The sequence below is a fragment of the Novosphingobium sp. genome (assembly GCF_041905565.1).
In the GTDB taxonomy this organism is placed as follows: Bacteria; Pseudomonadota; Alphaproteobacteria; order Sphingomonadales; family Sphingomonadaceae; genus Novosphingobium.
In genome coordinates, this window is the sequence record NZ_JAYRKX010000002.1 from 109,473 (window position 1) to 132,729 (window position 23,257).

At 66.3% G+C, this 23,257-nt stretch carries 21 protein-coding genes; 11 read left to right on the plus strand and 10 right to left on the minus strand.

The window, feature by feature from the left end; all coding sequences use genetic code 11:
* From ACE3N9_RS02420 to ACE3N9_RS02445, 6 genes are read left to right on the plus strand one after another with little or no spacing between them, the layout of a single operon-like run.
* Positions 1 to 1,536, plus strand: coding sequence for an NADH-quinone oxidoreductase subunit M (locus ACE3N9_RS02420; RefSeq protein ID WP_374280503.1), 1,536 nt, complete (start codon positions 1 to 3; stop codon positions 1,534 to 1,536).
* The gene (gene nuoN, locus ACE3N9_RS02425; RefSeq protein WP_374280504.1) at positions 1,536 to 3,002 is read left to right on the plus strand and encodes an NADH-quinone oxidoreductase subunit NuoN; all 1,467 of its coding nucleotides are present in this window, start codon (positions 1,536 to 1,538) and stop codon (positions 3,000 to 3,002) included. The genes ACE3N9_RS02420 and nuoN overlap by 1 nt, the downstream gene beginning before the upstream one ends.
* The gene (locus tag ACE3N9_RS02430) at positions 2,999 to 3,718 is read left to right on the plus strand and encodes a biotin--[acetyl-CoA-carboxylase] ligase (protein ID WP_374280506.1); all 720 of its coding nucleotides are present in this window, start codon (positions 2,999 to 3,001) and stop codon (positions 3,716 to 3,718) included. Before nuoN ends, ACE3N9_RS02430 begins: the two co-directional genes overlap by 4 nt.
* Positions 3,719 to 3,728: 10 nt before the next feature.
* On the plus strand, positions 3,729 to 4,511 hold the full coding sequence (locus ACE3N9_RS02435) for a type III pantothenate kinase (protein ID WP_374280508.1): 783 nt from the start codon (positions 3,729 to 3,731) through the stop codon (positions 4,509 to 4,511).
* Positions 4,511 to 6,148 carry a ribonuclease J gene (locus ACE3N9_RS02440; protein WP_374280510.1) on the plus strand — a complete coding sequence of 546 codons (1,638 nt, stop codon included), beginning with the start codon at positions 4,511 to 4,513 and terminating at the stop codon, positions 6,146 to 6,148. Before ACE3N9_RS02435 ends, ACE3N9_RS02440 begins: the two co-directional genes overlap by 1 nt.
* Positions 6,149 to 6,152: 4 nt before the next feature.
* Entirely contained in the window at positions 6,153 to 6,437 is a 285-nt protein-coding gene (locus ACE3N9_RS02445) for a DUF1467 family protein (protein ID WP_374280512.1), read from the plus strand.
* 6 nt (positions 6,438 to 6,443) lie between these two features.
* On the opposite strand, the gene ACE3N9_RS02450 is transcribed toward ACE3N9_RS02445, so the two are convergent.
* On the minus strand, positions 6,444 to 9,053 hold the full coding sequence (locus ACE3N9_RS02450) for an ATPase (RefSeq protein ID WP_374280514.1): 2,610 nt from the start codon (positions 9,051 to 9,053) through the stop codon (positions 6,444 to 6,446).
* 70 nt (positions 9,054 to 9,123) lie between these two features.
* Here ACE3N9_RS02450 and ACE3N9_RS02455 point away from each other — a divergent pair, with 70 nt between their 5' ends.
* The 4 genes from ACE3N9_RS02455 to ACE3N9_RS02470 all read left to right on the plus strand — a co-directional run bounded on the left by ACE3N9_RS02455 (position 9,124) and on the right by ACE3N9_RS02470 (position 13,145).
* Positions 9,124 to 9,426, plus strand: a complete 303-nt coding sequence (locus ACE3N9_RS02455) for an Hpt domain-containing protein (RefSeq protein WP_374280516.1) — start codon at positions 9,124 to 9,126, stop codon at positions 9,424 to 9,426.
* Positions 9,427 to 9,560: 134 nt separating this feature from the next.
* Positions 9,561 to 10,703, plus strand: a complete 1,143-nt coding sequence (locus tag ACE3N9_RS02460; protein WP_374280518.1) for a hypothetical protein — start codon at positions 9,561 to 9,563, stop codon at positions 10,701 to 10,703.
* Positions 10,704 to 10,757: 54 nt separating this feature from the next.
* Positions 10,758 to 11,693, plus strand: coding sequence for a hypothetical protein (locus ACE3N9_RS02465; protein WP_374280520.1), 936 nt, complete (start codon positions 10,758 to 10,760; stop codon positions 11,691 to 11,693).
* Positions 11,694 to 11,696: 3 nt separating this feature from the next.
* Positions 11,697 to 13,145, plus strand: coding sequence for a sensor histidine kinase (locus ACE3N9_RS02470; protein ID WP_374280522.1), 1,449 nt, complete (start codon positions 11,697 to 11,699; stop codon positions 13,143 to 13,145).
* Here the strand turns inward: ACE3N9_RS02470 and ACE3N9_RS02475 are convergent.
* From ACE3N9_RS02475 to gltX, 3 genes are all read right to left on the minus strand, one after another.
* The gene (locus tag ACE3N9_RS02475; RefSeq protein ID WP_374280524.1) at positions 13,086 to 13,289 is read right to left on the minus strand and encodes a hypothetical protein; all 204 of its coding nucleotides are present in this window, start codon (positions 13,287 to 13,289) and stop codon (positions 13,086 to 13,088) included. The two genes, ACE3N9_RS02470 and ACE3N9_RS02475, sit on opposite strands and share 60 nt — an antisense overlap.
* 64 nt (positions 13,290 to 13,353) lie before the next feature.
* Positions 13,354 to 14,637: a citrate synthase gene (locus ACE3N9_RS02480; protein ID WP_374280526.1), complete on the minus strand. Its 1,284-nt coding sequence runs from the start codon at positions 14,635 to 14,637 to the stop codon at positions 13,354 to 13,356.
* A 30-nt stretch (positions 14,638 to 14,667) separates the two neighbouring features.
* A complete protein-coding gene (gene gltX / locus ACE3N9_RS02485; RefSeq protein WP_374280528.1) occupies positions 14,668 to 16,113 on the minus strand; it encodes a glutamate--tRNA ligase in 1,446 nt (481 codons plus the stop codon).
* A 29-nt stretch (positions 16,114 to 16,142) separates the two neighbouring features.
* Here gltX and ACE3N9_RS02490 point away from each other — a divergent pair, with 29 nt between their 5' ends.
* Positions 16,143 to 18,401 carry a ComEC/Rec2 family competence protein gene (locus ACE3N9_RS02490; RefSeq protein WP_374280530.1) on the plus strand — a complete coding sequence of 753 codons (2,259 nt, stop codon included), beginning with the start codon at positions 16,143 to 16,145 and terminating at the stop codon, positions 18,399 to 18,401.
* A 44-nt stretch (positions 18,402 to 18,445) separates the two neighbouring features.
* Here ACE3N9_RS02490 and lexA read toward each other — a convergent pair whose 3' ends face one another.
* From lexA to ACE3N9_RS02520, 6 genes are all read right to left on the minus strand, one after another.
* Positions 18,446 to 19,138 carry a transcriptional repressor LexA gene (gene lexA / locus ACE3N9_RS02495; protein WP_374280532.1) on the minus strand — a complete coding sequence of 231 codons (693 nt, stop codon included), beginning with the start codon at positions 19,136 to 19,138 and terminating at the stop codon, positions 18,446 to 18,448.
* Between the two features lie 101 nt (positions 19,139 to 19,239).
* Complete coding sequence (locus tag ACE3N9_RS02500) at positions 19,240 to 20,442, minus strand: molybdopterin molybdotransferase MoeA (RefSeq protein ID WP_374280534.1); 1,203 nt, start codon at positions 20,440 to 20,442, stop codon at positions 19,240 to 19,242.
* Entirely contained in the window at positions 20,442 to 20,915 is a 474-nt protein-coding gene (gene moaC / locus ACE3N9_RS02505) for a cyclic pyranopterin monophosphate synthase MoaC (RefSeq protein WP_374280536.1), read from the minus strand. The genes ACE3N9_RS02500 and moaC overlap by 1 nt, the downstream gene beginning before the upstream one ends.
* An 8-nt stretch (positions 20,916 to 20,923) precedes the next feature.
* A complete protein-coding gene (trpC, locus tag ACE3N9_RS02510) occupies positions 20,924 to 21,712 on the minus strand; it encodes an indole-3-glycerol phosphate synthase TrpC (protein ID WP_374280538.1) in 789 nt (262 codons plus the stop codon).
* Positions 21,709 to 22,695, minus strand: a complete 987-nt coding sequence (gene trpD, locus ACE3N9_RS02515; RefSeq protein ID WP_374280851.1) for an anthranilate phosphoribosyltransferase — start codon at positions 22,693 to 22,695, stop codon at positions 21,709 to 21,711. The genes trpC and trpD overlap by 4 nt, the downstream gene beginning before the upstream one ends.
* On the minus strand, positions 22,665 to 23,249 hold the full coding sequence (locus ACE3N9_RS02520) for an aminodeoxychorismate/anthranilate synthase component II (protein ID WP_374280540.1): 585 nt from the start codon (positions 23,247 to 23,249) through the stop codon (positions 22,665 to 22,667). The genes trpD and ACE3N9_RS02520 overlap by 31 nt, the downstream gene beginning before the upstream one ends.
* Positions 23,250 to 23,257: the final 8 nt, after the last annotated feature.

Consider the following 23,257-nt stretch of genomic DNA (forward strand, 5'->3'; position numbering starts at 1 on the left):
ATGTTGAATCACATCCTTTCGCTGATGCTGGCCGTGCCGCTGCTGGGTGCGGTGGCCTGTCTGCTGGTCGATGGCCGCACCGCGCGGACCGTTGCGCTGGTGGCGACCCTGATCGACCTTGCGCTTGGCCTGGTTCTGTGGAGCCAGTTCGATGTCGGCGGCGCGCGCTGGCAATTCCAGGAAAACGCGGCCCTGTTCGCGGGCTTCTCGTGGAAACTCGGGATCGATGGCATCGCCCTGATGCTGATCGAGCTGTCGGTGTTCCTGATGCCGATCTGCATCCTTGCCAGTGCTTCGATCGAGAAGCGCGTGGGCGAATACATGGCGGCCTTCCTGCTGATGGAAGCGCTGATGATCGGCGTGTTTGCGGCGCAGGACCTGTACCTGTTCTACATCATGTTCGAAGCCGGGCTGATCCCGATGTACCTGATCATCGGCATCTGGGGCGGTGCGGATCGGATCTACGCCAGCTACAAGTTCTTCCTCTACACCCTGCTGGGTTCGGTGCTGATGCTGATCGCCATGCTGTGGATGGTGAACGAAGCCGGCACGACCGACATTCCGACGCTGATGGAATACAACTTCCCGGTCGAGGCGCAGAAGTGGCTGTGGCTGGCCTTCTTCGCCAGCTTTGCGGTGAAGATGCCGATGTGGCCGGTTCACACCTGGCTGCCGGACGCGCACGTACAGGCCCCGACCGCCGGTTCGGTGATCCTGGCCGGCGTGCTGCTGAAGATGGGCGGCTATGGCTTCATTCGCTTCAGCCTGCCGATGTTCCCCGAGGCTAGTGCGCATTTTGCCTGGCTGGTCTTCGCGCTGTCGATGATCGCGGTGGTGGTCACTTCGTTGATCGCCCTGGTGCAAAGCGACATGAAGAAGCTGATCGCCTATTCGTCGGTCGCGCATATGGCGATTGTCACGGTCGGGCTGTTCGCTTTCAACGTCCAGGGGCTGGAAGGCGCGATGATCGTTATGCTTAGCCACGGCCTGGTTTCGGGCGCACTGTTCCTGTGCGTTGGCGTGATCTACGATCGCCTGCACACCCGTGAGATCGATCGCTACGGCGGGCTGTCGATCAACATGCCCAAGTATGCCCTGCTCTTCATGCTGTTCACCATGGCCTCGGTCGGCTTGCCGGCGACCAGCGGCTTCGTGGGCGAATTCCTCGCTCTGGCGGGGATCTACCAGACTTCAAGCTGGGTGGCTTTCGTTGCCGGGAGCGGAGTGATCCTGGGGGCGGGTTACATGCTTTACCTCTATCGGCGCATCGCCTTTGGTGAACAGAAGAACGCCGATGCCGCCGCCATGCCCGACCTGTCGGCGCGTGAGCTGGTGATGCTTGCGCCCATTGCCGCCGCCGTGCTGTGGATGGGCGTTTATCCCGAAAGCTTCCTTGCCCCGATGCGCCAGGACATTGCCGCGCTTGACGCCCGGCTGTCGCAGGCACGCCCGGAAGGCGATGCGAAGCTCACTGCCGGCAAGCCGAAGGCGGCCGGTGAACACCACGAACCTGCGCAGCATGGGGGGGCGCACTAATGGACTGGTCCCAGTCACTGCGCCTGGTTGCGCCTGAAGAACTGTTGAGCGTTGCGGGCCTGGTCCTACTGCTCGGCTCGGCCTGGGCCAAGACTGCGCGGGATGCCCGCGCGATCACCTGGCTTGCAGTTGCCACCCTGGCCGTGGCTGCGGCGATCGTTGCGCCCTGGGCGTTCGGCGGCGCGCGCGGAGCCGAAACGCTGGCCTTCTACGGCCTTTTCACGGCTGATGCCTTCGCTTCTTATGCCAAGCTGCTGATCTATGCTGCCGCTGGCGCTTCGCTGCTGGTCGCGCCTGCTTTCTTCGAGCGTGTGCGCGGCTACCGCCCGGAATACCCGGTGCTGGTGCTGTTCGCGACGGCCGGCATGGGGATCATGGTTTCGGCAACGAACCTGTTGACTCTGTACATCGGGCTCGAGCTCAACTCGCTCGCCGCCTATGTGCTGGCCGCTTTCCTCAAGGACGATGACCGTTCGGCCGAAGCGGGGCTCAAGTACTTCGTGCTCGGCGCGCTTGCCAGCGGGATCCTGCTGTTCGGGATGAGCCTGACTTATGGCTTCACTGGGACCACCAGCTTCGCAGGCATTTCGGCCGCGCTGCAGGGCGGGGTATCCACCGGCGCGCTGTTCGGCGTGACTTTTGTGCTGGCCGGCCTTGCCTTCAAGATCAGCGCCGTGCCGTTCCACATGTGGACGCCTGACGTTTATGAAGGCGCGCCCACCCCGGTCACCACCTTCTTCGCGTCGGCGCCCAAGGTTGCGGCCCTTGCGCTGACCATGCGGGTCGCGCTCGAAGCGTTCGGCAGCCAGGTTTCGGCCTGGCAGCAGATCGTGATCTTTGCCGCGCTGGCGTCGATCGTGGTCGGTGCGCTGGGGGCCATCGGGCAGCAGAATATCAAGCGCCTGCTGGCCTATTCGTCGATCAACAACGTCGGCTTCCTGCTGATCGGTCTTGCTGCGGCTACGCCCGCGGGGGCTGCGGGCATGCTGGTTTACCTGGCGATCTACGTCGCGATGACCATCGGCGGCTTCGTTGCCGTGTTGATGCTCAAGGACGAGAACGGCAACCCCGTTGAACAGATTGCCGACATGGCCGGCCTGTCGAGCCATCGCAAGGTGCTCGCGGCGTGTCTTGCCATGGTGATGTTCAGCCTGGCGGGCATTCCGCCGCTGTTCGGCTTCTGGGGCAAGTTCGTGGTGTTCCAGGCCGCGGTCGAAGCCGGGCTGCTGCCGCTCGCCGTGATCGGGATTGCCGCCAGCGTGATCGGCGCCTTCTACTACCTCAAGGTGGTCAAGTTGATGTACTTCGACGAACCGGCGATGAAGGCTGTGGGGTACAGCGACTGGATTCACCAGGCGCTGCTCGCCGCATCGGCGCTGTTCATCTCGCCCGCCGGGTATCTGCTGACCAAGTGCCTGGGTGGCCTGGCCGCTGCTGCTGCCGCGGCGTTGTTCCACGCCGCTTGATCCACACGGTCGCCGAAACCGGCTCAACCAATGCCGACCTTGCCTGCCGCGTGGCGGCGGGTGAGGCCCTGCGCGAGGGCGTTTGGCTGGTTGCCGACCGCCAGACTGCCGGGCGCGGCCGCCAGGGGCGGGCTTGGTTTGACGGCCTGGGCAATTTCATGGGTTCGACCTGGATCGAGCGCCGCCCGGGCGATCCGCTGCCCGGTACTCTGGCGTTGGTCGCTGGCCTGGCGGTCTTCGAAACAGTCTCGTCGGTGATTCCGCCGCCACACCGGGCCGTGCTGAAATGGCCGAACGACGTGCTTATTGGCGGCGCCAAGCTGTGCGGCATCCTGCTCGAAGGGGCGGGGCAGGGGATCATCGTCGGCATTGGCGTCAACCTGGCTCAGGCCCCCACGGTGGCTGGCAGGGAGACGATCGCGCTGTCTACCTTCGGCCCGGCGCCAGACCGTGACCTGTTTGCCGAAGCGCTGGCCCGTAACTTCGCCCGGGAAGTTGAACGCTGGCGCACCTTCGGGCTGGAGCCGCTGGTCCGCCGCTGGATGGCCGCGGGCCATGCCGAGGGCACGCCCTTGCTGGTCGGCGAACCGGGTGAGGAGCCCTTGCGCGGCACTTTCGCGGGGCTGGCCGCAGATGGGGCCTTGCAACTGCGCTTGGCTGACGGCACGACGCGTGTCATCCACGCTGGCGAGGTTCGCCTCGCCCCTGGCAATTGAGGATCATACCATGCTGCTCGCCGTCGATGTCGGGAACACCAATGTCGTCTTCGCGCTGTTCGAAGGCCGCACGATCAAGGCGCGCTGGCGCATCGCGACCGATCCGCGCCGCACCGGCGACGAATATGCCGTGTGGCTGATGCAGCTCCTTGAAATCGAGGGGGTGGAGCGCAGTGCGATCACCCAGATCATCATTTCCACCGTCGTGCCGCGCGCGCTGCACAACCTGCAGGTGCTGGCCGACAAGTATTTCAAGGTCCCCGCGCTGGTCGCCGGGATCGCGCCGGTCGACTACGGCATGGAGATCGACGTGGACGAACCGCGCTCGCTAGGTGCTGACCGGGCAGTCAATGCGATTGCCGCCCATGCGAAGTATCCGGGCGATCTGATCGTGGTCGATTTCGGCACGGCCACCACCTTTGACGTGATCGACTTCAATGGCGCCTACAAGGGCGGCTCGATCGCCCCGGGGATCAACCTGTCGCTCGACGCGCTGGTTGGCAACACCGCCAAGCTGCCGCGCATCGCCATCGAAAGTCCGCGCAATGACAGCGTGATCGGCCGCAACACCGAGGACCAGATGCTGATCGGGGTGTTCTGGGGCTATGTTGCGATGATGGAAGGGCTGATCGCCCGGATGCGCGCGGAAATTGCCCGCCCGGCCAAGGTGATCGCCACCGGGGGGCTCGCCATCCTGTTTCAGAAGCACACCAGCCTGTTCGACGCGGTCGATCCCGACCTGACGCTGGAAGGCATGGCGATCCTGGCGGAAAAGGCCAGCAGGGCCGCGTGATGACCAGACCCGGCAAGGAACTCCTGTTTTGCGCGCTCGGCGGCTCGGGCGAGATTGGCATGAACGTCAATCTCTATGGCTGCGAGGGCAAGTGGCTGATGGTCGATCTGGGGATGACCTTCAGCGGGACCGAATATCCCGGCGTCGAACTGGTCTTTGCCGATCTTGAATTCATCGAGGAGCGCCGCAAGGACCTCGTTGGTATCGTCCTGACCCACGGGCACGAGGATCACATCGGCGCGGTGCCCTATTTCGCCAAGGAACTGGGCGTGCCGCTCTATGCCACGCCGTTCACCGCTCGCCTGGTCAACGAAAAACTGGCCGAAGCGGGCATTGCCGGCGACGTTGAACTCAAGGTGATCGACCACCTCGATCCGTTCCAGTTGGGCCCCTTCGGCATCCGCTACGTCCCGCTGGCCCATTCGATCGCCGAAGGTAACGCGCTGGTGATCGAAACGCCGCAGGGGCGGATTTTCCATACCGGCGACTGGAAGCTGGATGATGAGCCGCTGATCGGTACGCCTGCAACCCCGGCGCAGCTGACCCAAATTGGCGACGAAGGCGTGCTGGCGCTGGTCTGCGATTCGACCAACGTGTTCAATCCTTCCGCCTCCGGGTCCGAAGGCGCAGTGCGGCAGGCGCTGCTGGATGAAGTGCGCCGTCACCAGGGCCGCCGCGTGCTGGTGACCACTTTCGCCTCGAATGTCGCCAGGTTGCAGACGCTGGCCGAAGTGGCCGAGGCGGCGAACCGGCGGTTGTGCGTGGCCGGACGCTCGCTCGACCGGATCATCCGCGCCGGGCAGGCGTCGGGCTATCTCAAGCACTTTCCGCAAACGGTCGATTTCGACACGGCAATGAACCTGCCGCGCGGCGAAGTCCTGATCGTGGCGACTGGCGGGCAGGGCGAGCCACGCGCCGCGCTGGCGCGGATTGCCGAGGACAGCCACCAGATCGGGCTGGAAGCGGGCGACGTTGTGCTGTTTTCCAGCCGTCAGATCCCCGGCAACGAATTGGCGATCGGCCGGATCCAGAACCGCCTGGCGGCACGTGACGTCGTGATCGTGACCGACCGCCAGGCCGAAATCCACGTTTCGGGCCACCCCGGCCGGCCAGAACTAGAAGCGCTCTATGGCTGGCTGAGGCCGCAGATACTGATGCCAGTGCACGGTGAAGTGCGGCACATGAAGGAGCAGGCCCGGCTCGGCAAGTCTTGCGGGATCAGGCAGACGGTGGTCCAGCAGAACGGCGATCTGGTCCGGCTTGCCCCTGGTAAGCCCGGCAAGTTCGGCGAGGTGCGCGCTGGCCGCCTGGTGCTGGACGGCGACCTGATCGTTCCCGCCGATGGCGAGGCTATGGTGATGCGCCGCCGCCTCGCTTACAACGGACTGGTGATCGTGGTGCTCGACGGCAAGGGCCGTGTTCATGTTGAAGGCATCGGCCTGCCGCTGGACGAGGACTATGACGAATTCGTCGCGGAAGCGCGCGAGGATGTGGCCGTGGCCCTGACAAAGCTCAAGGGCGGGCAGCGGCATGACCGCGATGCCATTACCGAAGTGGCGCGGCTTGCCGCCCGCCGCGCCGCAACGCGCTGGTCCGGCAAGAAGCCCCAGGTGCGCGTTATCCTGCCGGAGGCCTGAGGCGATGAAGCTGACGTCGATGATTGCGATCTATGCGCTGTTCTGGGTGATGGCGGCGATCTTCATGCTGCCGTTCGGCGTGCGCACCCACGATGAGGCCGGCTTGCCGAAGGTGCCCGGCCAGGCGCAGAGCGCCCCCGCGCATTTCGATCCGCGCAAGATTGCTCGGCGCGCCTCGGTGCTGGGGCTGGTGTTCTTCGCGCTCTATTACGCCAATTACACCAATGGCTGGATCAGCATCGAAGACCTCGACATTACCCGCTGGTTCCCGGGCCTGATCGGCCAATAGACTGCGCTACTTGCGGAGCCGCTCGATTGCCTGGGCCAGCGCGACGTAGAGCTTGCCCATGTCGGAGGACAGCAGGGTGACCCCCAGCGCATGGCCATCCCGCGTGGACAGGAGCTGCCGCAACATGGCTTCGAAATCGTGGATGTAGCGGCTGACATGTTCGCGGAAATCGTGATCGTGTTCGTAGAGGCGGGTGACCGACTTGGCCTCGGGCGTGTCGAGCAGCTTGACCGCACGGCGCGTGAATACGCCGCGATCCCCGCGCAGGTAAGCCGCCCAGGCGCTGTCTGAGACATCGACGTCCATCGCCCTGGCGATGTCGATGGCGTTCGAATTGAGTGATTCGGTGATCAGCGCCACCCGGCGGGCAAAGTCGTTGTCGACCTGCTCCTCGGCGCGGCTGCGGGCATGGGCGACCCGGCGTTCGAGATGCCCCGCCAGTTCGTTGACCTTGGCCAGTTGGTCGCGCAGCTGGATAGCCGCCTCGCGGCTGACCCCGGCGGCCTGTTCCGCGGCAAGTTCAAGTTGCCCGGCCACTTCGGCGGCGCGGCTGCGCATCGCCTGCTCGATTGCCTGGGCGCTGTCTTCGCCCAGCCGTTCGGCCAGCGACTTGATCGAGGCGGCACTCATTTCGCCGATCTCGGCAACGGCCGAGCTGGCGGCGGCGTTCAATGCTTCGATCGAGACCTTGAGTTCACCTTGCGCGTGACCGGACAGGGCCTCGCTTTCGCTGCGGATCTGTTCGAGGGAGCGGGACAGCCGGGTCAGCTCTTCGCCATGTTCGCTGACATGGCCACCGATCCGTCCATGCAGCATCTCGATCTCGCCCAGCGCGCCGGCCAGCATGGCCTGACCTTGCTGGATGTGACCGGTGAGGGCGCTGCCCTGGCCTTCGGCTTCGACAAGCAGGCTCTTGAGGGCGGCGGCGCGCTCCTCGATCTCACGCAGGCGAGCTTCGCTGTGCTGCATGGCCTGAGGCAGATCGTTGCTGCTGTGCTGTACGCTGGCCTGGATCAGTTCGAGCAGCCGCACGCTGTTGTCGGTCAGTTGTTTGACTGCGGTATCCGTCCCGGCCAGCGCCGCGCGGCTCAGCGTCAGGTTCTCGGTCAGGCGGGCAAGGCTGCTCGCGGTGCCTTGTTCGACGTCACGCGCGTGATCGGCGGCCTCGCCCATTCGCGCGGCAAAGTCGCCAAGCTGCGCGGCAATCGCCTCGCCATGCTCCGCCATCTTGCGGCCGTGGTTATCCTGCTCGGCCCGGCGTTCGGCAATGGCAGCGTCAAGCTGGGCGAGCTGCGCGTTCAGGCGCTCGCTGAAGGCTTCGCCCTGGGCGGCAATTTCGTCGCGCCGACGTTCGATTTCTTCGGCGAACAGACGGTCGCGCTCGGCCATGCGGGAGTCGGCATCTTCCGCTTCCCTGGCGAGTTCGCTCAGTCGGCTGCGCGCGGTTTCCAGCGCCTTGGCATCGACATCGGCGATCTTGGCGATGGCTTCGCGCAGCTGTTCTTCCAGCCGGACAATCGCGTCCCGCCAGCTTTCCAAAGCGGTCGCTTCCGCCTCGCGCAGCGAACGCCCGATCACAGCCCCTTCATCGCGCACCGCGCTGAGCCGCGCACGCAGCGAGGTGAGGCTTTCGGCTTCCTGCGTGTCGAGCAGTTCGCGCGCGCGTTCCAGTTCGGTCGCCATGGCACTGGCGCGGCTGCGGACTGCGGCCAGCGCTTCCACTTCGTGCCCATCCAGGCGAGTGCGGAATTCCTCGCTCTGCTGGCCCAACGCGGCGAAGCGCTGGCCGGTGATGGTATCGAGCTGGTCAGTTTGGCGGATGAATTCCGAAAGGGTGTTTTCGACCAGTGCCTTGAGCGAGAGCACCTGCCGTTCGCTCGCCTGGCCGAAATCGTTGAGCTTGTTGAACCCGGCGATCATGTCCTCAAGCTGGCCATGGGCGGTGCGACCGGCGGCAGCGATGTTGTTGGTGACGTCCTTGGCGGAACTGGCGATCACCGGCAGCTGCCCGCGCAGCTTTTCCATGTTTTCCAGCGCCGCGCTGCTGACATCGCCGATCGCGTCGATCCGCAGGCCGTTGTCGCGGACCAGGTCGGCGAGCCGGTCGGCATTCTCGCCCAGCCGCTCGGCCGCGATCCGGCCCAACGCCTCAAGATCGCGGGCCTGGGCGGAAATGAATTCGCGCGCCAGGCTCAATTCCTGGTTCACGGTGATCAGGCGGGTTTCAAGCCGGGTGGATTCGTCGCTGAGCAACCGGGCCGTTTCGCCAAAACGCAGCGCTTCGCGCCGGCTGCTGCGCATCGCCAGCAGCCAGGCCACGCCGACCAGCAGCACCGGGCCGCAATAGTCACCGATCCACGCCGCCCACTGCGCGGGTGAACCGCCTGCGGCCATGGCTTCCAGATTGACCATGACGAACAGCACGGTCCAGCCGATCACAGCGCCAACTGCCAGGCACGCTGCTGCGATCAGGCGCCATGGGCGGGCCAGGGCAGGCGCGGCGTCCTCCCACACTTCCTCAAGTTTGAGGGGCGTTTCCAGGCTGGCAGGCGGTTCGATTGCTGCGGCCTGTTCGGCAGATGCATCGATGGCGACAATCCGTGATCCCCTGGTCATCGCGCAGGGATAACACGGCGGCCCGCTGTGGATAAACCCCACTTTAACCAAATCGCACTAATCGGGAGAAATGGCTTACGAAGCAGGAGCACTGGACGCGACCCTTGCGGCGGCAGCAGGTGAGGATTCCGCACTGTTTGCCGAACTGCGCCTGGCTTTCACGGAAAGCGCCGCGCGCCAGTTGGACCTGTTGCGGCGCTCGCGCTGCGATGCCAACTGGCAGATGGCTGCGCTGCGCCTGAAGGGGCTGGCGGCCAGCTTTCACGCCGAACCGCTGATGGATCTGGCCGACGAGGCGCTGGACGGAGCGCCCGGCGATCCTGCCGTGCTGCGCCGGATCAAGGCCTTTCTGGACGAGTTCGCCGCGGCCTAGACTCGTGATGGCTTGGCAGCGGCCAGCCGAAGCTCTAAACCCTGCGTCCCAATCCCCATGCGCGGAGCAAGACGCTGCGGGTCGCCCTGTTATCCACGATTGAACCGGTTCCCGCGGGCAATACCCCGCGCGCGATGCTGCGCGTCGGCGGAGCGAGCGTGCTGCGCCAGCAATTGCGCCTGGTGCTGGCGCTGGAATGCGAACGGGTGGTCTGCCTGGGCAGCGGCATCAGCCCGGAACTGGTCGAATTGCAGCACCTGGTGGAAAAGGCCGGAGCAAGTTTTCACGTGATTTCCGCGCCGCGCGCGCTGTCGGGACTGGTGACCGCCGCTGACGAGGTGATTGCGCTGGACGATGGCCTGTTGGCCCCGGGCGCAGAACTGGCCACCTTGCTGGGGCGAGGGCAAGGGGTGCTGGTGCAGCCGGTTGAACAGGGGCTGGATGCCGGGTTCGAACGGATCGACCTCAACCATGCCAGCGCCGGCGCGATGCGCATTCCGGGCCGACTGGTGGAGCGACTGGCCGAGTTGCCAGCTGACTGCAACGCGATTTCGGCGCTGCAGCGGATTGCGCTCCAGGCTGGGGTGCCGCAGCGGCCGATCCCGGGCGCCGGCCAGCGCGGGCCGATCTGGTCGCTAGTTCGGCAAGAGGCTGACGCGCTGGCGCTGGAGCCGCTATGGATCCGTCTGCGTACCCACCAGGACCGCCCGCTGGGGCCATCGCGCTGGCTGGCGCTGGCCAGCGTGCGGCGGTTTGGCCCGGCGTTGCTCCATGCAGGTAGCGGGGCCGGGATGCTGGCGATCGGCGCGGCGCTGCTGGCGTTGCTGGGGCTGGGTGCGGGGTGGTTCGGCCTGGTCCCGCTGGGACTAGGGGCCTGCGCACTGGGCTGGATCCTGAGGCATGCTGCGATTCTGCTGGCCCGGATCGAGGACGACCAGCGGGCCGAAGCCTCGCGAGCGCTGAGCAGCGACGCAGCCTATGGCTGGTTGCTGGACGGGATCGTGGTGGCCCTGATCGCCTGGGGGTCGGACTTGCCGGCGATGGTGCCACAGTACGTGCGCTATTTTCCGGGTATCATGCTAGTGGCGCTGCTGCGCATTCTCCCGCGCACGCTGGGCATGCGCTGGGGGGCGTGGCTCGACGATCGCGCATTGCTGGCTGTCTTGCTGGCCGGAGCGACCATCTCGGGGTTGGGTGATGAAGCGGTTCGCGCCCTGGCGATTGGCCTTGCGCTGGCAGGAATCCTCATCCCGCGCGGAGATTCTGAGCTAACGTGAGCTTAACCAAGCGAGGCTATGGCAGCATGCATGAACCACAACGCTGCCCAGTTCATGAACGCTGTTCCCGTGGAAACCGCCTTGCGGGAAGACTTGGCCCATGCCGATGCCCTGCTTGGCACGGTTGCGCCCATCCTGCGGCACTTGTTGAACAATGATGACCATTCGTTGTTCAGCGATGAAATCGTCGCCCGGGTTCGGGGGATGATGGATGATCTGGCGCGCCAGTTGCTGGATGCGCTCGCGGTTGCGAGCGGGCTTGAAGGCGATGGCCGGCATCCGGCCGAGCAGCGCCAGGCCATTACTGCTGCTTTCGTCACGCATTCCCAGTTCCTGTCGCATGTTCATGCCCTGGCACTGGAATGGCAGCTGACCGAACGGCTCGAGGCCCGGCTCAGCCTCGATCCGGTGCTTTCCCCGCTGCTGCAGGCACTGATCGCTTCGCCGGATACAGCCATGGCGGGCGGCGCAATGTCCGTGCTTGCCGCGCAGGCCCGCTTCGCGCAGGCCCAGCGCCGCATGCAGCTATCCCTGGCCGAACTGCCGGGTGACCTGTTCCATGTCGCGATTCACACCTTGCACGCAGTTTCCGGTGGGCGCGACGATCTGGCCGCGGCAGCCGAGGCCAGCTTGCGCGCCGACTATGACGAAGCGCGCGGGCGGCTTGGGCTGATGGCCAGGATCATCACGGGGATGGGGGCGGGGGCCACGGCCGCGCTGTCGATCAGCCATGCCGGGGTGGCCTTGTTCCTGTCCGCCCTGTCGATTGCCTCTGGCCAGGACCGTGACCTGGCGGTGCTGGCCACGAACGAAGGGCAACTGGCGCGTCTGGCGTTGGCGCTGCGGGCATCCGGGCTCAAGCCCGCCGCGGTCGAGGAGCAATTTGTTTCGCTGCATCCCGAAGTGGCGCTGCCCGACGGGTTCGAATCGCTCGGATCGGACCGCGCGGCGGCCTTGCTGGCCAGTTCCGCCGTGGTGTTCGGCGGCTGAACCATGACAGCCCAGGCCGTCCCTCTGGCCCGCGCCACCGTTGACGCCGCCGACCGCCTGGTCAGCGCGGACGAGCCGCTGGCCGGCCTGCACTTGCGCTGTGGCGGGGAGCTGCCAGGCACCGTGGCGATCCCGGCGCTGCTCGAGCAGGTGCGCAAGGCGCGCGCTTATGGCCTGAAGCTGGCCCGGGTGATGCGTGCTACCGATGGGCAGAACCAGGTCACCGCCTGGGTCGAGATCGAGCCGCAGGCCGATGGTGTGTGCCAGATTGCCCTGCGCAGTTGGCAGGCTGTGCCCTTGCCGCCTGAGGACATGGCCGCCACGGCTGAACGGCGCGCCGCAATCGATCGCACCGTGGCCGAATTCACGGCCCGGCTCGATGCCGGACAAGGCGTTCTTGCCGCAGAGGCCGGTGCGGCGGACCTTGTCGACCTCGCCGAGCGGATGCGTGCCGGCCCGGGGCTGCCCTGGACCGATTTCGTCACGATTGAAGGCAACGTGCACCGCCAGCCGCTGCATTGGCGGCTGCTGGACGGCGCCGTGATTGCCATTCCCGGATCGGAGCGCAGCTGGCGCGCCAGCCTGTTTCCGCAGGCCAGCCCCGGCGCGGAACCGGCCGGGTTCGAATTGTGTCTGACCGCTGAGACGCCGCTGGCCGAGACACTGGTGGCCCCCAGCGCAGTATTGCCCGCCAATGTCATGCCGCAGAACGGCCCCGGCCTGGTTGGGCGCGACATTGCTCCGGTGCTGCGCCAGCCGATCGCGCGGATCATTGCCAATGCGGAGACGATCCGCACGCGCCTCGCCGGGCCGCTGGCCGACGAATATAGCCAGTACGCCGCCGATATTGCTGCGGCGGGGCAGCACCTCCTTTCGCTGGTCGAGGACCTGGCTGACCTTGAAGTGGTCGAATCCGACGATTTCAACACCGCGCCCGACCGCATCGACCTGGCCGACGTGGCGCGCCGCGCCGCGGGGATCCTGGGGGTGAGGGCGCAGGAGCGCGGGATCGTGATCGATGCGCCCAAGCAGGGCGAGCATTTGCCTGCCATCGCGGAATTCCGCCGCGTGCTGCAGGTGCTGCTTAACCTGGTCGGCAATGCGATCCGCTATGCCCCGGACAATTCGCAGGTGTGGATCAGGCTGGAAGATGCCGGCACACGGGCACGCCTGATCGTGGCCGATCAAGGGCCTGGCCTGTCACAGGATCAGCAGGGCAAGGTGTTCGAGAAGTTCGAACGACTGGGCCGCAGCGGCGAGGATGGCGGATCGGGCCTCGGCCTTTACATCTCGCGCCGGCTGGCACGGGCGATGGGCGGTGACCTGAGCGTGGAAAGCGCTCCCGGACAGGGTGCGCGCTTTATCCTCGGCGTGCCGGCCGATCTGCTGGCCTCACGCCCGACGACGGCGCAGCAGCCACAGACCGACAGCGCCCAGCCCGGCGAGGATTGAACCGTTCACCGCCCATTGGCGGTCGGCCAGCATGAAACTGGAACTGGGCCACATGATCAGGCCCAGGCCCTGGCCCACCCACAGCAGGCCCATGGCAATCGCCAGTACGGCGATCACGCTTAACAACAGACGGATTGCAGCCATTTACCGTGTCTCCCGGCGGGTCGCCTCTGTCTGGGCACCCGCCGGGGACAGCATCGGTCAAAGCTCAGCGCTTGTCGATGGCAAGATAATCGCGCTGGGTCGGCCCGGTGTAGAGCTGGCGCGGACGACCGATCTTCTGGCCGGGGTCGCTGATCATTTCGTTCCACTGCGCGACCCAGCCAACGGTGCGGGCGAGAGCGAACAGCACGGTGAACATGTCGGTCGGGAAACCGATCGCCGACAGGATGATCCCCGAATAGAAGTCGACGTTGGGGAACAGCTTCTTTTCGATGAAGTAAGGATCGCTGAGCGCGATTTCCTCAAGCCGCAGCGCGGTTTCGAACAGCGGGTCGTTGACCTTCAGCGCGTCGAACACTTCGCGCACGGTCTGCTGCATCACGGTCGCGCGCGGGTCGTAGTTCTTGTAGACGCGGTGGCCGAAGCCCATCAGGCGGAACGGATCGTTCTTGTCCTTGGCGCGCTCGATGTAGTGCTGGATCTTGTCGGGGGTGCCAATTTCCTTGAGCATGTTGAGCGCGGCTTCGTTCGCGCCGCCATGCGCCGGACCCCACAGGCAGGCGATCCCCGCCGCGATGCAGGCGAACGGATTGGCGCCCGACGAGCCAGCAAGACGCACGGTGCTGGTCGAGGCGTTCTGTTCGTGGTCGGCATGCAGGATGAAGATCTTGTCCATCGCGCTTTCGACGGCCGGAATGACTTCGTATTCCTCGGCCGGAACGCCGAAGGTCATCTTCAGGAAGTTGCCGGTGTAGGACAGCTTGTTGTCCGGATAGATGAACGGCTGACCAACCGAATACTTGTAGGCCATCGCTGCGATCGTCGGCATCTTCGCGATCAGGCGGTGGCTGGCGATGCGCCGCTGGACCGGATCCGAAATATCGGTGCTGTCATGGTAGAAGGCCGAAAGCGCACCGACCACGCCGCACATGATCGCCATCGGGTGCGCATCGCGGCGGAAGCCCTTGTAGAAGCTGGTCAGCTGCTCGTGCACCATGGTGTGGCGGCTGATCGTGCGGGTGAAGTTGTCGAGCTCGGTCTTGCTCGGCAGTTCGCCGTTGAGCAGCAGGTAGCTGACTTCCATGAAGCTTGACTGTTCGGCCAGCTGACCGATCGGATAGCCGCGGTGCAGCAGGACGCCTTCATCACCATCGATATAAGTCAGCGCGCTTTCGCAGCTGGCCGTGCTGGTGAAGCCCGGGTCATAGGTAAACATGCCGGTCTGGCCATAGAGCTTGCGGATGTCGATCACGTCCGGACCGACGCTGCCCGAAAGCACGGGGTATTCGAACTCACCGTTGCCGGTGTTCACCTTCACCTGATTGCCCACCCTATCTACTCCTAACAAACGGATCGCGCTTCAGGCGGACCGGGCCTGCGCGGCAATCCGCGCCAGGCTTTCGTCCCGCCCCAGCAGAACCAGCACATCGAAAATACCCGGGGAAGTTGTCTGCCCCGTTAGCGCCGCCCTAAGGGGTTGCGCAAGCTTGCCAAGCCCGAGTCCGAGCTCTTCCGCCATTGCTTTCAGGCTTACTTCCAGCCCTTCGCTTGTCCAGCCGTTTTCCGCGTCGAAGCGGGCGTGAACCTGCGCCAGCAGGCCGCGCGCGTCGTCGGTCAGCAGGGCCTCGGCCTTGGGTTCCAGCACCAGCGGGCGCTGGGCGAACAGGAAGGCGGCTCCGGCGGCCAGCTCGTTCAGGTCCTTGGCTCGGACTTTCAGCACCGGCATCGCCTGGGTCAGCAGCGCCAGATCGACCTCGCCCGCCATGCGCGGGGCAACCAGATCGGCCAGCCGCGCGTCGTCCGCCTCGCGCAGGTAATGCCCGTTGAGGTTCTGCAGCTTGGCCAGGTCAAACCGCGACGGGCTCTTGCCGACATGGGCGATGTCGAACCATTCGGTCGCCTGTTGACGGTCGATAAGCTCGTCGTCGCCGTGGCCCCAGCCGAGGCGCAGCAAATAGTTGAACATCGCTTCGGGCAGAATACCCAGTTCGTCGCGATAGGCATCGACGCCCAGCGCGCCGTGGCGCTTCGACAACTTGGCGCCGTCGTGGCCGTGAATCAGCGGAACGTGAGCGTAGATCGGATCAGGCCAGCCGCCCTCCACCGCGTGCATTGCGCGGATGATCACCAGTTGGCGGAACGCGTTGTTGAGATGGTCGTCACCGCGGATCACATGGGTCACGCCCATGTCGTGATCATCGACCACCACGGCCAGCATGTAGGTGGGGGTGCCGTCCGAACGCAGCAGCACGAAATCGTCGAGTTCGGCGTTGCTGACGGTGACCGTGCCCTGCACCTGGTCATCGATCGTCGTCTCGCCCTCGCGCGGGGCCTTTATCCGCACGACATAAGGCTTGTCCGCCGGCCAGGTGGCGGGATCGACATCGCGCCATTCGCTGTCGATGCGGAAGGTGCGGCGTTCAGCCTGGGCGGCTTCGCGCCGCGCCTGGAGTTCCTCGGGCGTCAGATAGCAGCGATAGGCATGGCCTGCGTCGAGCAGCGCCTGCGCCACCTCGGCATGGCGATCCGACCGGGCGAACTGGAAGGTTGCGGGTTCATCGCCAGCCAGACCCAGCCATTCCAAGCCGTCGAAGATCGCTTCGATTGCCGGTTCGGTGGAACGGGCGCGGTCGGTATCCTCGATCCGCAGCAGGTACTTGCCGCCGTGGTGGCGGGCATAAAGCCAGTTGAAAAGTGCGGTTCGTGCGCCGCCGATGTGCAGGTAGCCGGTGGGCGAGGGGGCAAAGCGAGTCACGACGTCGCGGCCGCTTGCCGCTGCTCCGCCTGTCACGCCGCCACTTGCCATTACCCGATCCATCCTGTTGTTGTGTGTCCATGGCCAGCGATGCGATCCCGCCCGTGCCCATGGACAGTCCTGCGCCGACGGGCGCTGCACTGCAACATGGCCATTGGCGCATGCGCGCGAACTTGGCAAGCGGCCTTGCGCACCTTGAACAATTCCTTGCGAGGGCCGGGTTTGACCGCGCGCCTTGGCTGGTGGTGGCCTTTGCCGTCGGGATCGCGGCGTGGTTCGCCCTGGACAGCGCGGCGCAGTGGCTTGCGCTGCTGTGCGGATTGGCTGCCTTGGGCAGCGCGTCGTTGCTCATGTTGCGCGAGGATGGGCGCTTTCCCTTTGCGCGCCAGGCACTTGCGGCGATGGCCTTGGCAATGGCCATGGGCTGCGCCCTGGTCTGGGCCAAGTCGGCGCTGGTCGGAACCCGAGCGATCGAGCGGCCGATGGTGGTTACCCTGGTCGGCAAGGTGTTGGACCGTGCTGATCAACCAGCCGAGCACCGCGTGCGAATGCTGCTTGCCACGCGTGAGCCAGGGACCGGCCGGGCGATCAAGGTGCGGGTCAATCTCGATGCCGACAGTGATCTGATCGGGCTGACCGAGGGGGCCCGGGTGCAGCTGCGTGCGCGGCTGATGCCGCCAGCCTCGCCGATGCTGCCAGGCGGCTATGACTTTGCCCGCACTGCATGGTTCGCGGGAATCGCGGCAACTGGCAGCGTGGTGGGCAAGGTCGCGATCCTGGCTCCGGGTGACAGCGGGACAGGGCTCGGCCGGGCGCAGCGTGCGCTGTCGCGCCATGTGCGCGAACGGCTTGATGGCTCGCCCGGCGCGCTGGCCGCGGCCTTTGCCAGCGGCGACCGGGGCGCGATTGCCCCGGCTGACGAGGAGGCGATGCGCAATTCGGGGCTGACTCACCTGCTGTCGATCAGCGGGCTGCATGTCAGCGCGGTGATCGCGGCGATCTATTTCCTGGCCGGACGACTGTTCGCCGCCTGGCCATGGCTGGCGCTGCGCGTGCGGGTACCACTGCTTGCCGCAGCGACCGGGGCGGCGGCCGGGATCGGCTATACCCTGCTGACCGGGGCAGAGGTGCCGACGGTGCGCTCGTGCATCGGCGCGGTGCTGGTGCTGCTGGCCCTGGTGCTTGGGCGGGAGCCCCTGTCCTTGCGCTTGGTCGCGGTGGGGGCCTTTCTGGTGCTGGTGTTCTGGCCCGAAGCACTGGTTGGGCCAAGTTTCCAGATGAGCTTCTCGGCCGTTATCGCTATTGTCGCGTTGCACGGCGCCGCGCCGGTGCGCGCCTTCCTCGCCCCGCGCGAGGAGCCGTGGTGGGCGCGGCAGCTGCGCCATGTGGCGATGTTGCTGCTGACCGGGGTGGTGATCGAACTGGCACTGATGCCGATCGGACTGTTCCACTTTCACCAGGCCGGGGTTTACGGCGCGCTGGCCAATGTCATCGCCATCCCGCTGACCACGCTGGCATCGATGCCGCTGATCGCGCTGGCGCTGCTGTTCGATACCATTGGTGCAGGCGCGCCGGTCTGGTGGCTGACCGGCAAGTCGCTGGAGCTGCTGCTGGCGCTGGCGCACTGGACGGCGGCCATGCCTGGTGCGGTCAGCAGCATGCCGGCCATGGGCGAGGGGGCGTTCCTGCTATTCGTGGCCGGCGGGCTGTGGCTGGCACTGTGGAGTGGCCGGGTGCGAATGCTGGGCCTGGTTCCGGCGGCGCTGGGCGTGCTCCTGCTGGTAACGCTGCGTCCGCCAGACCTGCTGGTGTCTGGCGATGGCCGCCATGTCGGCATCACGGGAGAGGCCAGCGAATTGCTGGTGCTGCGCCCGGGACGGGGCGGCTATGCGCTCGAAAACCTGACTGAACTGGCGGGAATGAGCGGCGATGTCCGCGCCCTTGAAGACTGGCCCGGGGCGCGCTGCAATGCTGACTTCTGTGCAATCCGCCTCAACCGGGGCGGGCGTGACTGGCAACTGCTACTATCACGCGGCGATGATCTGACCGCCGAGCGCGCTCTGGCCGCAGCCTGCGAACGCGCGGACGTGGTGATCTCCGAGCGCTACCTGCCGCGCTCCTGCCGCCCGCGCTGGCTCAAGGCCGACCGCCGGTTCCTGTCGCAGAGCGGGGGGCTGGCCATCGATCTGACGGATGGAGAAGTGCGCAGCGTGGCGCAGGGCCAGGGCCAGCACGGTTGGTGGAACCCGCCGCCCGATCGCAGACCAGCCCGCCACAGACCCGAAAGTGCAGAGCCAAATGCTGGAACGCCCGCGGCAACGGCCACGGGCGCCCCCTGAATTCCGCACCTGCCGGACGCCGCTGGCGCCGGGCAATCAGCCGATCAGTGATAGCGGCGCAGCAGCCCGGCGAGCTTGCCCTGGACCACCACTTCACGCGGATCGTAGATCTGCGCCTCGTAAGCTGCATTGGCGGGATCGAGCCGCACCCGGCCATTCTCGCGCCGCAGGTACTTGAGCGTCGCTTCTTCGCCCCGGACCAGGGCGACCACGATTTCGCCATCCCGGGCGCTGTCGGTGCGGCGGATCAAGGCATAATCGCCATCGAGAATGCCGGCTTCGATCATCGAATCCCCGGACACTTCCAGCGCGTAATGTTCCCCAGCACCCAGCAACGCGGCGGGGACGGGCAGCGTGGCCGAGGTTTCCAGAGCCTCGATCGGGACGCCGGCGGCGATGCGGCCGTGCAGCGGGATCTCGATAACGTCGTTGGCCGGGGCAGGCTTCACCTCGGGCGGGCGGACCACGGCGGCGGCGGCGCTGTTGGTATTGGCCGCGCGGGCAGGGGCCTTGGTCCCGACGTCTTCAGGCTGGCGCAGCACTTCCAGCGCGCGGGCGCGGTTGGGCAGGCGGCGGATGAACCCGCGTTCCTCCAGCGCCGAGATAAGGCGATGCACGCCCGACTTGGACTTGAGATCCAGCGCTTCCTTCATCTCCTCGAACGAAGGGCTGACGCCCGATTCTTCGAGCCGGGTCTGGATGAAGCGGATCAACTCGTGCTGCTTGCGGGTCAGCATGCGGGCCATACTCCGTTGGAACGAAGCGGGGGCATCACGGCGACGTTCCCGCATCGTTCAGTGAACGAATGTGGAACAATTAGGCAACGATTCGAATCTCGTCAAGCAATTCCGCCATTTTCGAGCAGATAGACCGGAACAGGTGTTCCTTCTGCGGTGGCGGGGGCAAGGGGTGGGCGTTCGATCAGGACGTTGCTGCGGGCGAGCGCGGCGAGTGCGCCGCTGTCCTGGTTGATCTGCGTGGTCACCGCAGCGCCGTCCCACCAGCCGCGCAGGAATTCGCGCCGATCGCCACCGGCACGCAGTGCCTCGGAGGTGGGGACCATGAACGGGCGGGGAAGCGGCTGCGCGCTGCCGCCCAGAGCGCGGAGCAGCGGGAGCAGGAACAGGTAGGCGGTAACATGGCTCGATACCGGATTGCCGGGGAGGCCGACCACCAGTTGTGTACCACGCCGGGCGATCAGCAGTGGCTTGCCCGGCTTGATCGCGACTTTCCAGAAATCGATCTGCGCGCCCCAGCGCTCCAGCGCGGGCTGGATCAGGTCATGATCGCCGACCGACGCGCCACCGCTGGTGACGATGACGTCCGCGTCGCCTGCCGAATCGAGGGCTCTGGTCAGCGCGGCCAGATCGTCTGCCACCGGGCCAAGGCACCGCACTTCGTGGGCATAGGGCGCCGCCATGGCGGCCAGCATGGCGGCGTTGCTGGCCGGAACCTGGTGCAGGGCGCAGGCTTCTGGATCGGGGGCGAGTTCATCGCCGCTGTCGATCACCGCCAGCCGGGGCCTGCGCCGCACCGCGACGAGCCGCTGTCCGGCGGCGAGCGCCAGCCCGATCTGGGCTGCCCCGAGCGGTGTGCCGGCGGGGAGCAATTCGCTTCCAACCGCAAAATCGTTGCCGCAGCGGCGAATGTGGCGGTCATGGGGCTGCGGCGGCGTGCCGGTGAGGGCAAGGGCAGTGCCATCGCGTGCCGTGTCTTCCTGCAACAGCACCATGTCCGACCCGGTGGGGAGCAGCGCCCCGGTTGAAATCCGCACCGCCTGCCCGGCGCCAACCGTGCCGCCAAAGGGATGGCCCGCCGCGCTTTCGCCGATAATCTGCCAGGGGCCGGGTAAGTCTGCCGCGCGCAAGGCGTAGCCGTCCATGGCCGAGAGGTCTGCCGATGGCTGGGTGCGCCGGGCAAGCAGCGGTTCTGCGAGGTAGCGGCCCAGCGCTTCTCCAGCCGGGATCCGCTCAATCGTAAGCGGCGATGCCAGGGCCAGCAGCCGCGCCTGCGCTTGATCCAGCGGCAGCGGCGCGGCCATCAGTCCGCCGCTCGCCAGTGGCCGGATTTGCCGCCGCGCTTCTCGATCAAGTGGACTTCGCCGATGATCATGCCCTTGTCGACCGCCTTGGCCATATCATAGACGGTCAGCAACGCGACTGAGACGGCGGTCATAGCTTCCATTTCCACCCCGGTTCGCCCGGTCAGGCTGGCGCTGGCGGTGGCGCGCAGGCTGTCCGCCTCCAGCGCGAAATCGACCGTTACCGCATCGAGTGCGAGCGGGTGGCACAGCGGGATCAGCTCGGCGGTCTTCTTCGCGGCCATGATCCCGGCGATCCGCGCCGTAGCCAGGACGTCGCCCTTGGGCACCGTGCCATCGCGGATCGCGGCGAGCGCGGCGGGCGACATGGTGATTCGGCCGGAGGCGACGGCGACGCGCTGCGTTTCCGCCTTGCCGCCGACGTCGACCATCCGCGCCTTGCCCTGTTCGTCGAGGTGGGTGAGGCCGCTCATTGTCTGGTTCAGCCGTGCAGCAGGGCTTGGGTGGCAGCCGTCACATCGGCCTGGCGCATCAGGCTCTCGCCGACCAGGAAGCAGCGCACCCCGTGGGCTTCAAGCCGGAGCAGGTCGGCATGGCTGTTGATCCCGCTTTCGCTGACCAGCAGCGTGCCTTCGGGCGCCATTGGAACGAGCCGTTCGGTGTTGGCGATGTCGGTGACGAAGCGCTTCAGGTCGCGGTTGTTGACCCCGATGAGGCGACTGCGCAGCCGGGCGGCGCGCTCCATCTCGGCTTCGTTGTGGACTTCGACCAGCACGTCCATCCCGCGTTCGAGCGCGGCGGCCTCGATCTCGGCCATGGCCCCGTCATCCAGCGCGGCGACGATGATCAGGATCGCGTCGGCGCCAATTGCCCGGGCTTCGGCTACCTGCCAGGGATCGACCATGAAGTCCTTGCGCAGAACAGGCAGATCACAGGCAGCGCGGGCCTCGACCAGATAGTCCTCGTGCCCCTGGAAATAAGGCGCATCGGTCAGCACCGAAAGGCAGGCCGCGCCGCCAGCCTGATAGGCCCGGGCGTGGTCGGCCGGGTGGAAATCGGGGCGGATCAAGCCCTTGCTGGGGCTGGCCTTCTTGATTTCGGCGATCAGGCCAAAGCCATTGGCGGCCTTGGATTCCAGTGCGCGGCGGAAACCGCGCGAGGCCGTCTGTGCGGCCGCGCGGGCGTCGAGTTCGGCGAGGCTGGCAAGCGGCTTGCGCTCGGCCACTTCCTCGCGCTTGGTGGCGCAGATTTCGGCAAGTTTGTCGGTCATTTCACAGTCTCGATCCAGCAGTCCAGCAGCGCCTTGGCCAGCCCCTTGTCGAGCGCTTCGGCGGCTTCCTCCACCCCTTCGAGCCAGTCATCGACCTGGCCCGCGACGAGTAGCGCCGCCGCGCTGTTGAGCAGCACTGCATCGCGGTAGGCGCTGCGTTCGCCCATGAGCAGGCGGCGCAGGGCATCGGCGTTGAACGCGGCATCGCCGCCACGCAGTTCCTCCAGGGGGTGCGAGGGCAGCCCTGCATCCTCGGGGCGAATCTCGGTCAGAAACCCTGGCAGGCCAATCGCGGCGACATAGCTGGTCCCGGCGATGGACAACTCGTCCAGACCCTCTTCGCCCGAGACGATCAGTGCGGCTTCCGAGCCGAGCAGATTCATCGCGTCGCGGTACAGCGCGATCAGGCCGGGGTGCGACACGCCGACCAGTTGGCGAGTGACTCCGGCCGGATTGGCCAGCGGCCCAAGCAGGTTGAAGATCGTGCGGCGGCCCAGTGCCTTGCGGATCGGCGCGATCCGGGCGAGCGCGGGGTGATGCGCCTGCGCGAACAGGAAGGCGATGCCAAGATCGGCCAGCGTTGCTTCGGCCATCTCCGATGCGCGGGCCAGGTTAAGGCCCAGCGCTTCGAGCGTATCGGCGCCCCCCGCCTTGCTGCTGGCCGCGCGGTTGCCATGCTTGGCCACCGGTACGTCGCAGGCGGCAACCACCAACGCGACGGCGGTCGAGACGTTCAGGCTGTGCTGCCCGTCGCCGCCCGTGCCGCAAACGTCGATCGCGCCGGGCGGGGCGGCGACGGGCTTCATCCGGGCACGCATCGCCCGCACGGCCCCGGCCACTTCGGCAGCGGTTTCACCGCGCTCGGCCAGGTCAACCAGCGTGGCGGCGATGGCATCGTCCGCCAGTTCGCCGTCGAGCATCCGGCCGAACAGCGCTTCGGCTTCGTCCAGGGTCACGCCAGTTCGCGGGCCTTGATCCCGCAGATGTCGAGGAAGTTGGCCAGCATGGCGTGACCGTGTTCGGTGGCGATGCTTTCCGGGTGGAACTGCACGCCGTGGATCGGCAGGTGCGCGTGGCGGAAGCCCATGACATGTTCGTCATCGCTGGTGGCGTTGACCACCAGGCAGTCCGGAATATCTGTAACGATCAGCGAGTGATAGCGCGTCGCAATGAACGGGCTGGGTAGTCCCTTGAACAGGCCTGTGCCATCGTGGCTGACGGGCGATACCTTGCCGTGCATCAGCCCGCCGCGCACCACCTTGCCGCCGAAATACTGCCCGATCGACTGATGACCCAGGCACACACCCAGCAAGGGCTTGGCCGCATCGGCGCAGGCCCCGACCAGGTCCAGGCTGATCCCGGCCTCGTTCGGCGTGCAGGGACCGGGCGAGAGCAGGAAGCCCTGCGCCCCGGTGGCCAGCGCCTGGGCGGCGGTCATGGCATCGTTGCGCACCACTTCCACTTCGGCGCCCAGTTCCATCAGGTAATGGACCAGGTTCCAGGTGAAGCTGTCGTAATTGTCGATGACAAGGATCATGGCGCGCC

Bases quoted from the DNA above. Each gene is read 5' to 3' on its own strand.
- ACE3N9_RS02475 (WP_374280524.1), bottom strand. From the start codon at position 13,289: ATGGCTGCAATCCGTCTGTTGTTAAGCGTGATCGCCGTACTGGCGATT.
- ACE3N9_RS02435 (WP_374280508.1), top strand. From the start codon at position 3,729: ATGCTGCTCGCCGTCGATGTCGGGAACACCAATGTCGTCTTCGCGCTG.
- ACE3N9_RS02500 (WP_374280534.1), bottom strand. From the start codon at position 20,442: ATGGCCGCGCCGCTGCCGCTGGATCAAGCGCAGGCGCGGCTGCTGGCC.
- ACE3N9_RS02455 (WP_374280516.1), top strand. From the start codon at position 9,124: ATGGCTTACGAAGCAGGAGCACTGGACGCGACCCTTGCGGCGGCAGCA.
- ACE3N9_RS02450 (WP_374280514.1), bottom strand. From the start codon at position 9,053: ATGACCAGGGGATCACGGATTGTCGCCATCGATGCATCTGCCGAACAG.
- lexA (WP_374280532.1), bottom strand. From the start codon at position 19,138: ATGCTGACCCGCAAGCAGCACGAGTTGATCCGCTTCATCCAGACCCGG.
- ACE3N9_RS02440 (WP_374280510.1), top strand. From the start codon at position 4,511: ATGACCAGACCCGGCAAGGAACTCCTGTTTTGCGCGCTCGGCGGCTCG.
- ACE3N9_RS02520 (WP_374280540.1), bottom strand. From the start codon at position 23,249: ATGATCCTTGTCATCGACAATTACGACAGCTTCACCTGGAACCTGGTC.
- ACE3N9_RS02470 (WP_374280522.1), top strand. From the start codon at position 11,697: ATGACAGCCCAGGCCGTCCCTCTGGCCCGCGCCACCGTTGACGCCGCC.
- nuoN (WP_374280504.1), top strand. From the start codon at position 1,536: ATGGACTGGTCCCAGTCACTGCGCCTGGTTGCGCCTGAAGAACTGTTG.
- gltX (WP_374280528.1), bottom strand. From the start codon at position 16,113: ATGGCAAGTGGCGGCGTGACAGGCGGAGCAGCGGCAAGCGGCCGCGAC.
- ACE3N9_RS02465 (WP_374280520.1), top strand. From the start codon at position 10,758: ATGAACGCTGTTCCCGTGGAAACCGCCTTGCGGGAAGACTTGGCCCAT.
- ACE3N9_RS02420 (WP_374280503.1), top strand. From the start codon at position 1: ATGTTGAATCACATCCTTTCGCTGATGCTGGCCGTGCCGCTGCTGGGT.
- ACE3N9_RS02445 (WP_374280512.1), top strand. From the start codon at position 6,153: ATGAAGCTGACGTCGATGATTGCGATCTATGCGCTGTTCTGGGTGATG.
- ACE3N9_RS02490 (WP_374280530.1), top strand. From the start codon at position 16,143: ATGGCCAGCGATGCGATCCCGCCCGTGCCCATGGACAGTCCTGCGCCG.
- ACE3N9_RS02460 (WP_374280518.1), top strand. From the start codon at position 9,561: ATGCTGCGCGTCGGCGGAGCGAGCGTGCTGCGCCAGCAATTGCGCCTG.
- trpC (WP_374280538.1), bottom strand. From the start codon at position 21,712: ATGACCGACAAACTTGCCGAAATCTGCGCCACCAAGCGCGAGGAAGTG.
- moaC (WP_374280536.1), bottom strand. From the start codon at position 20,915: ATGAGCGGCCTCACCCACCTCGACGAACAGGGCAAGGCGCGGATGGTC.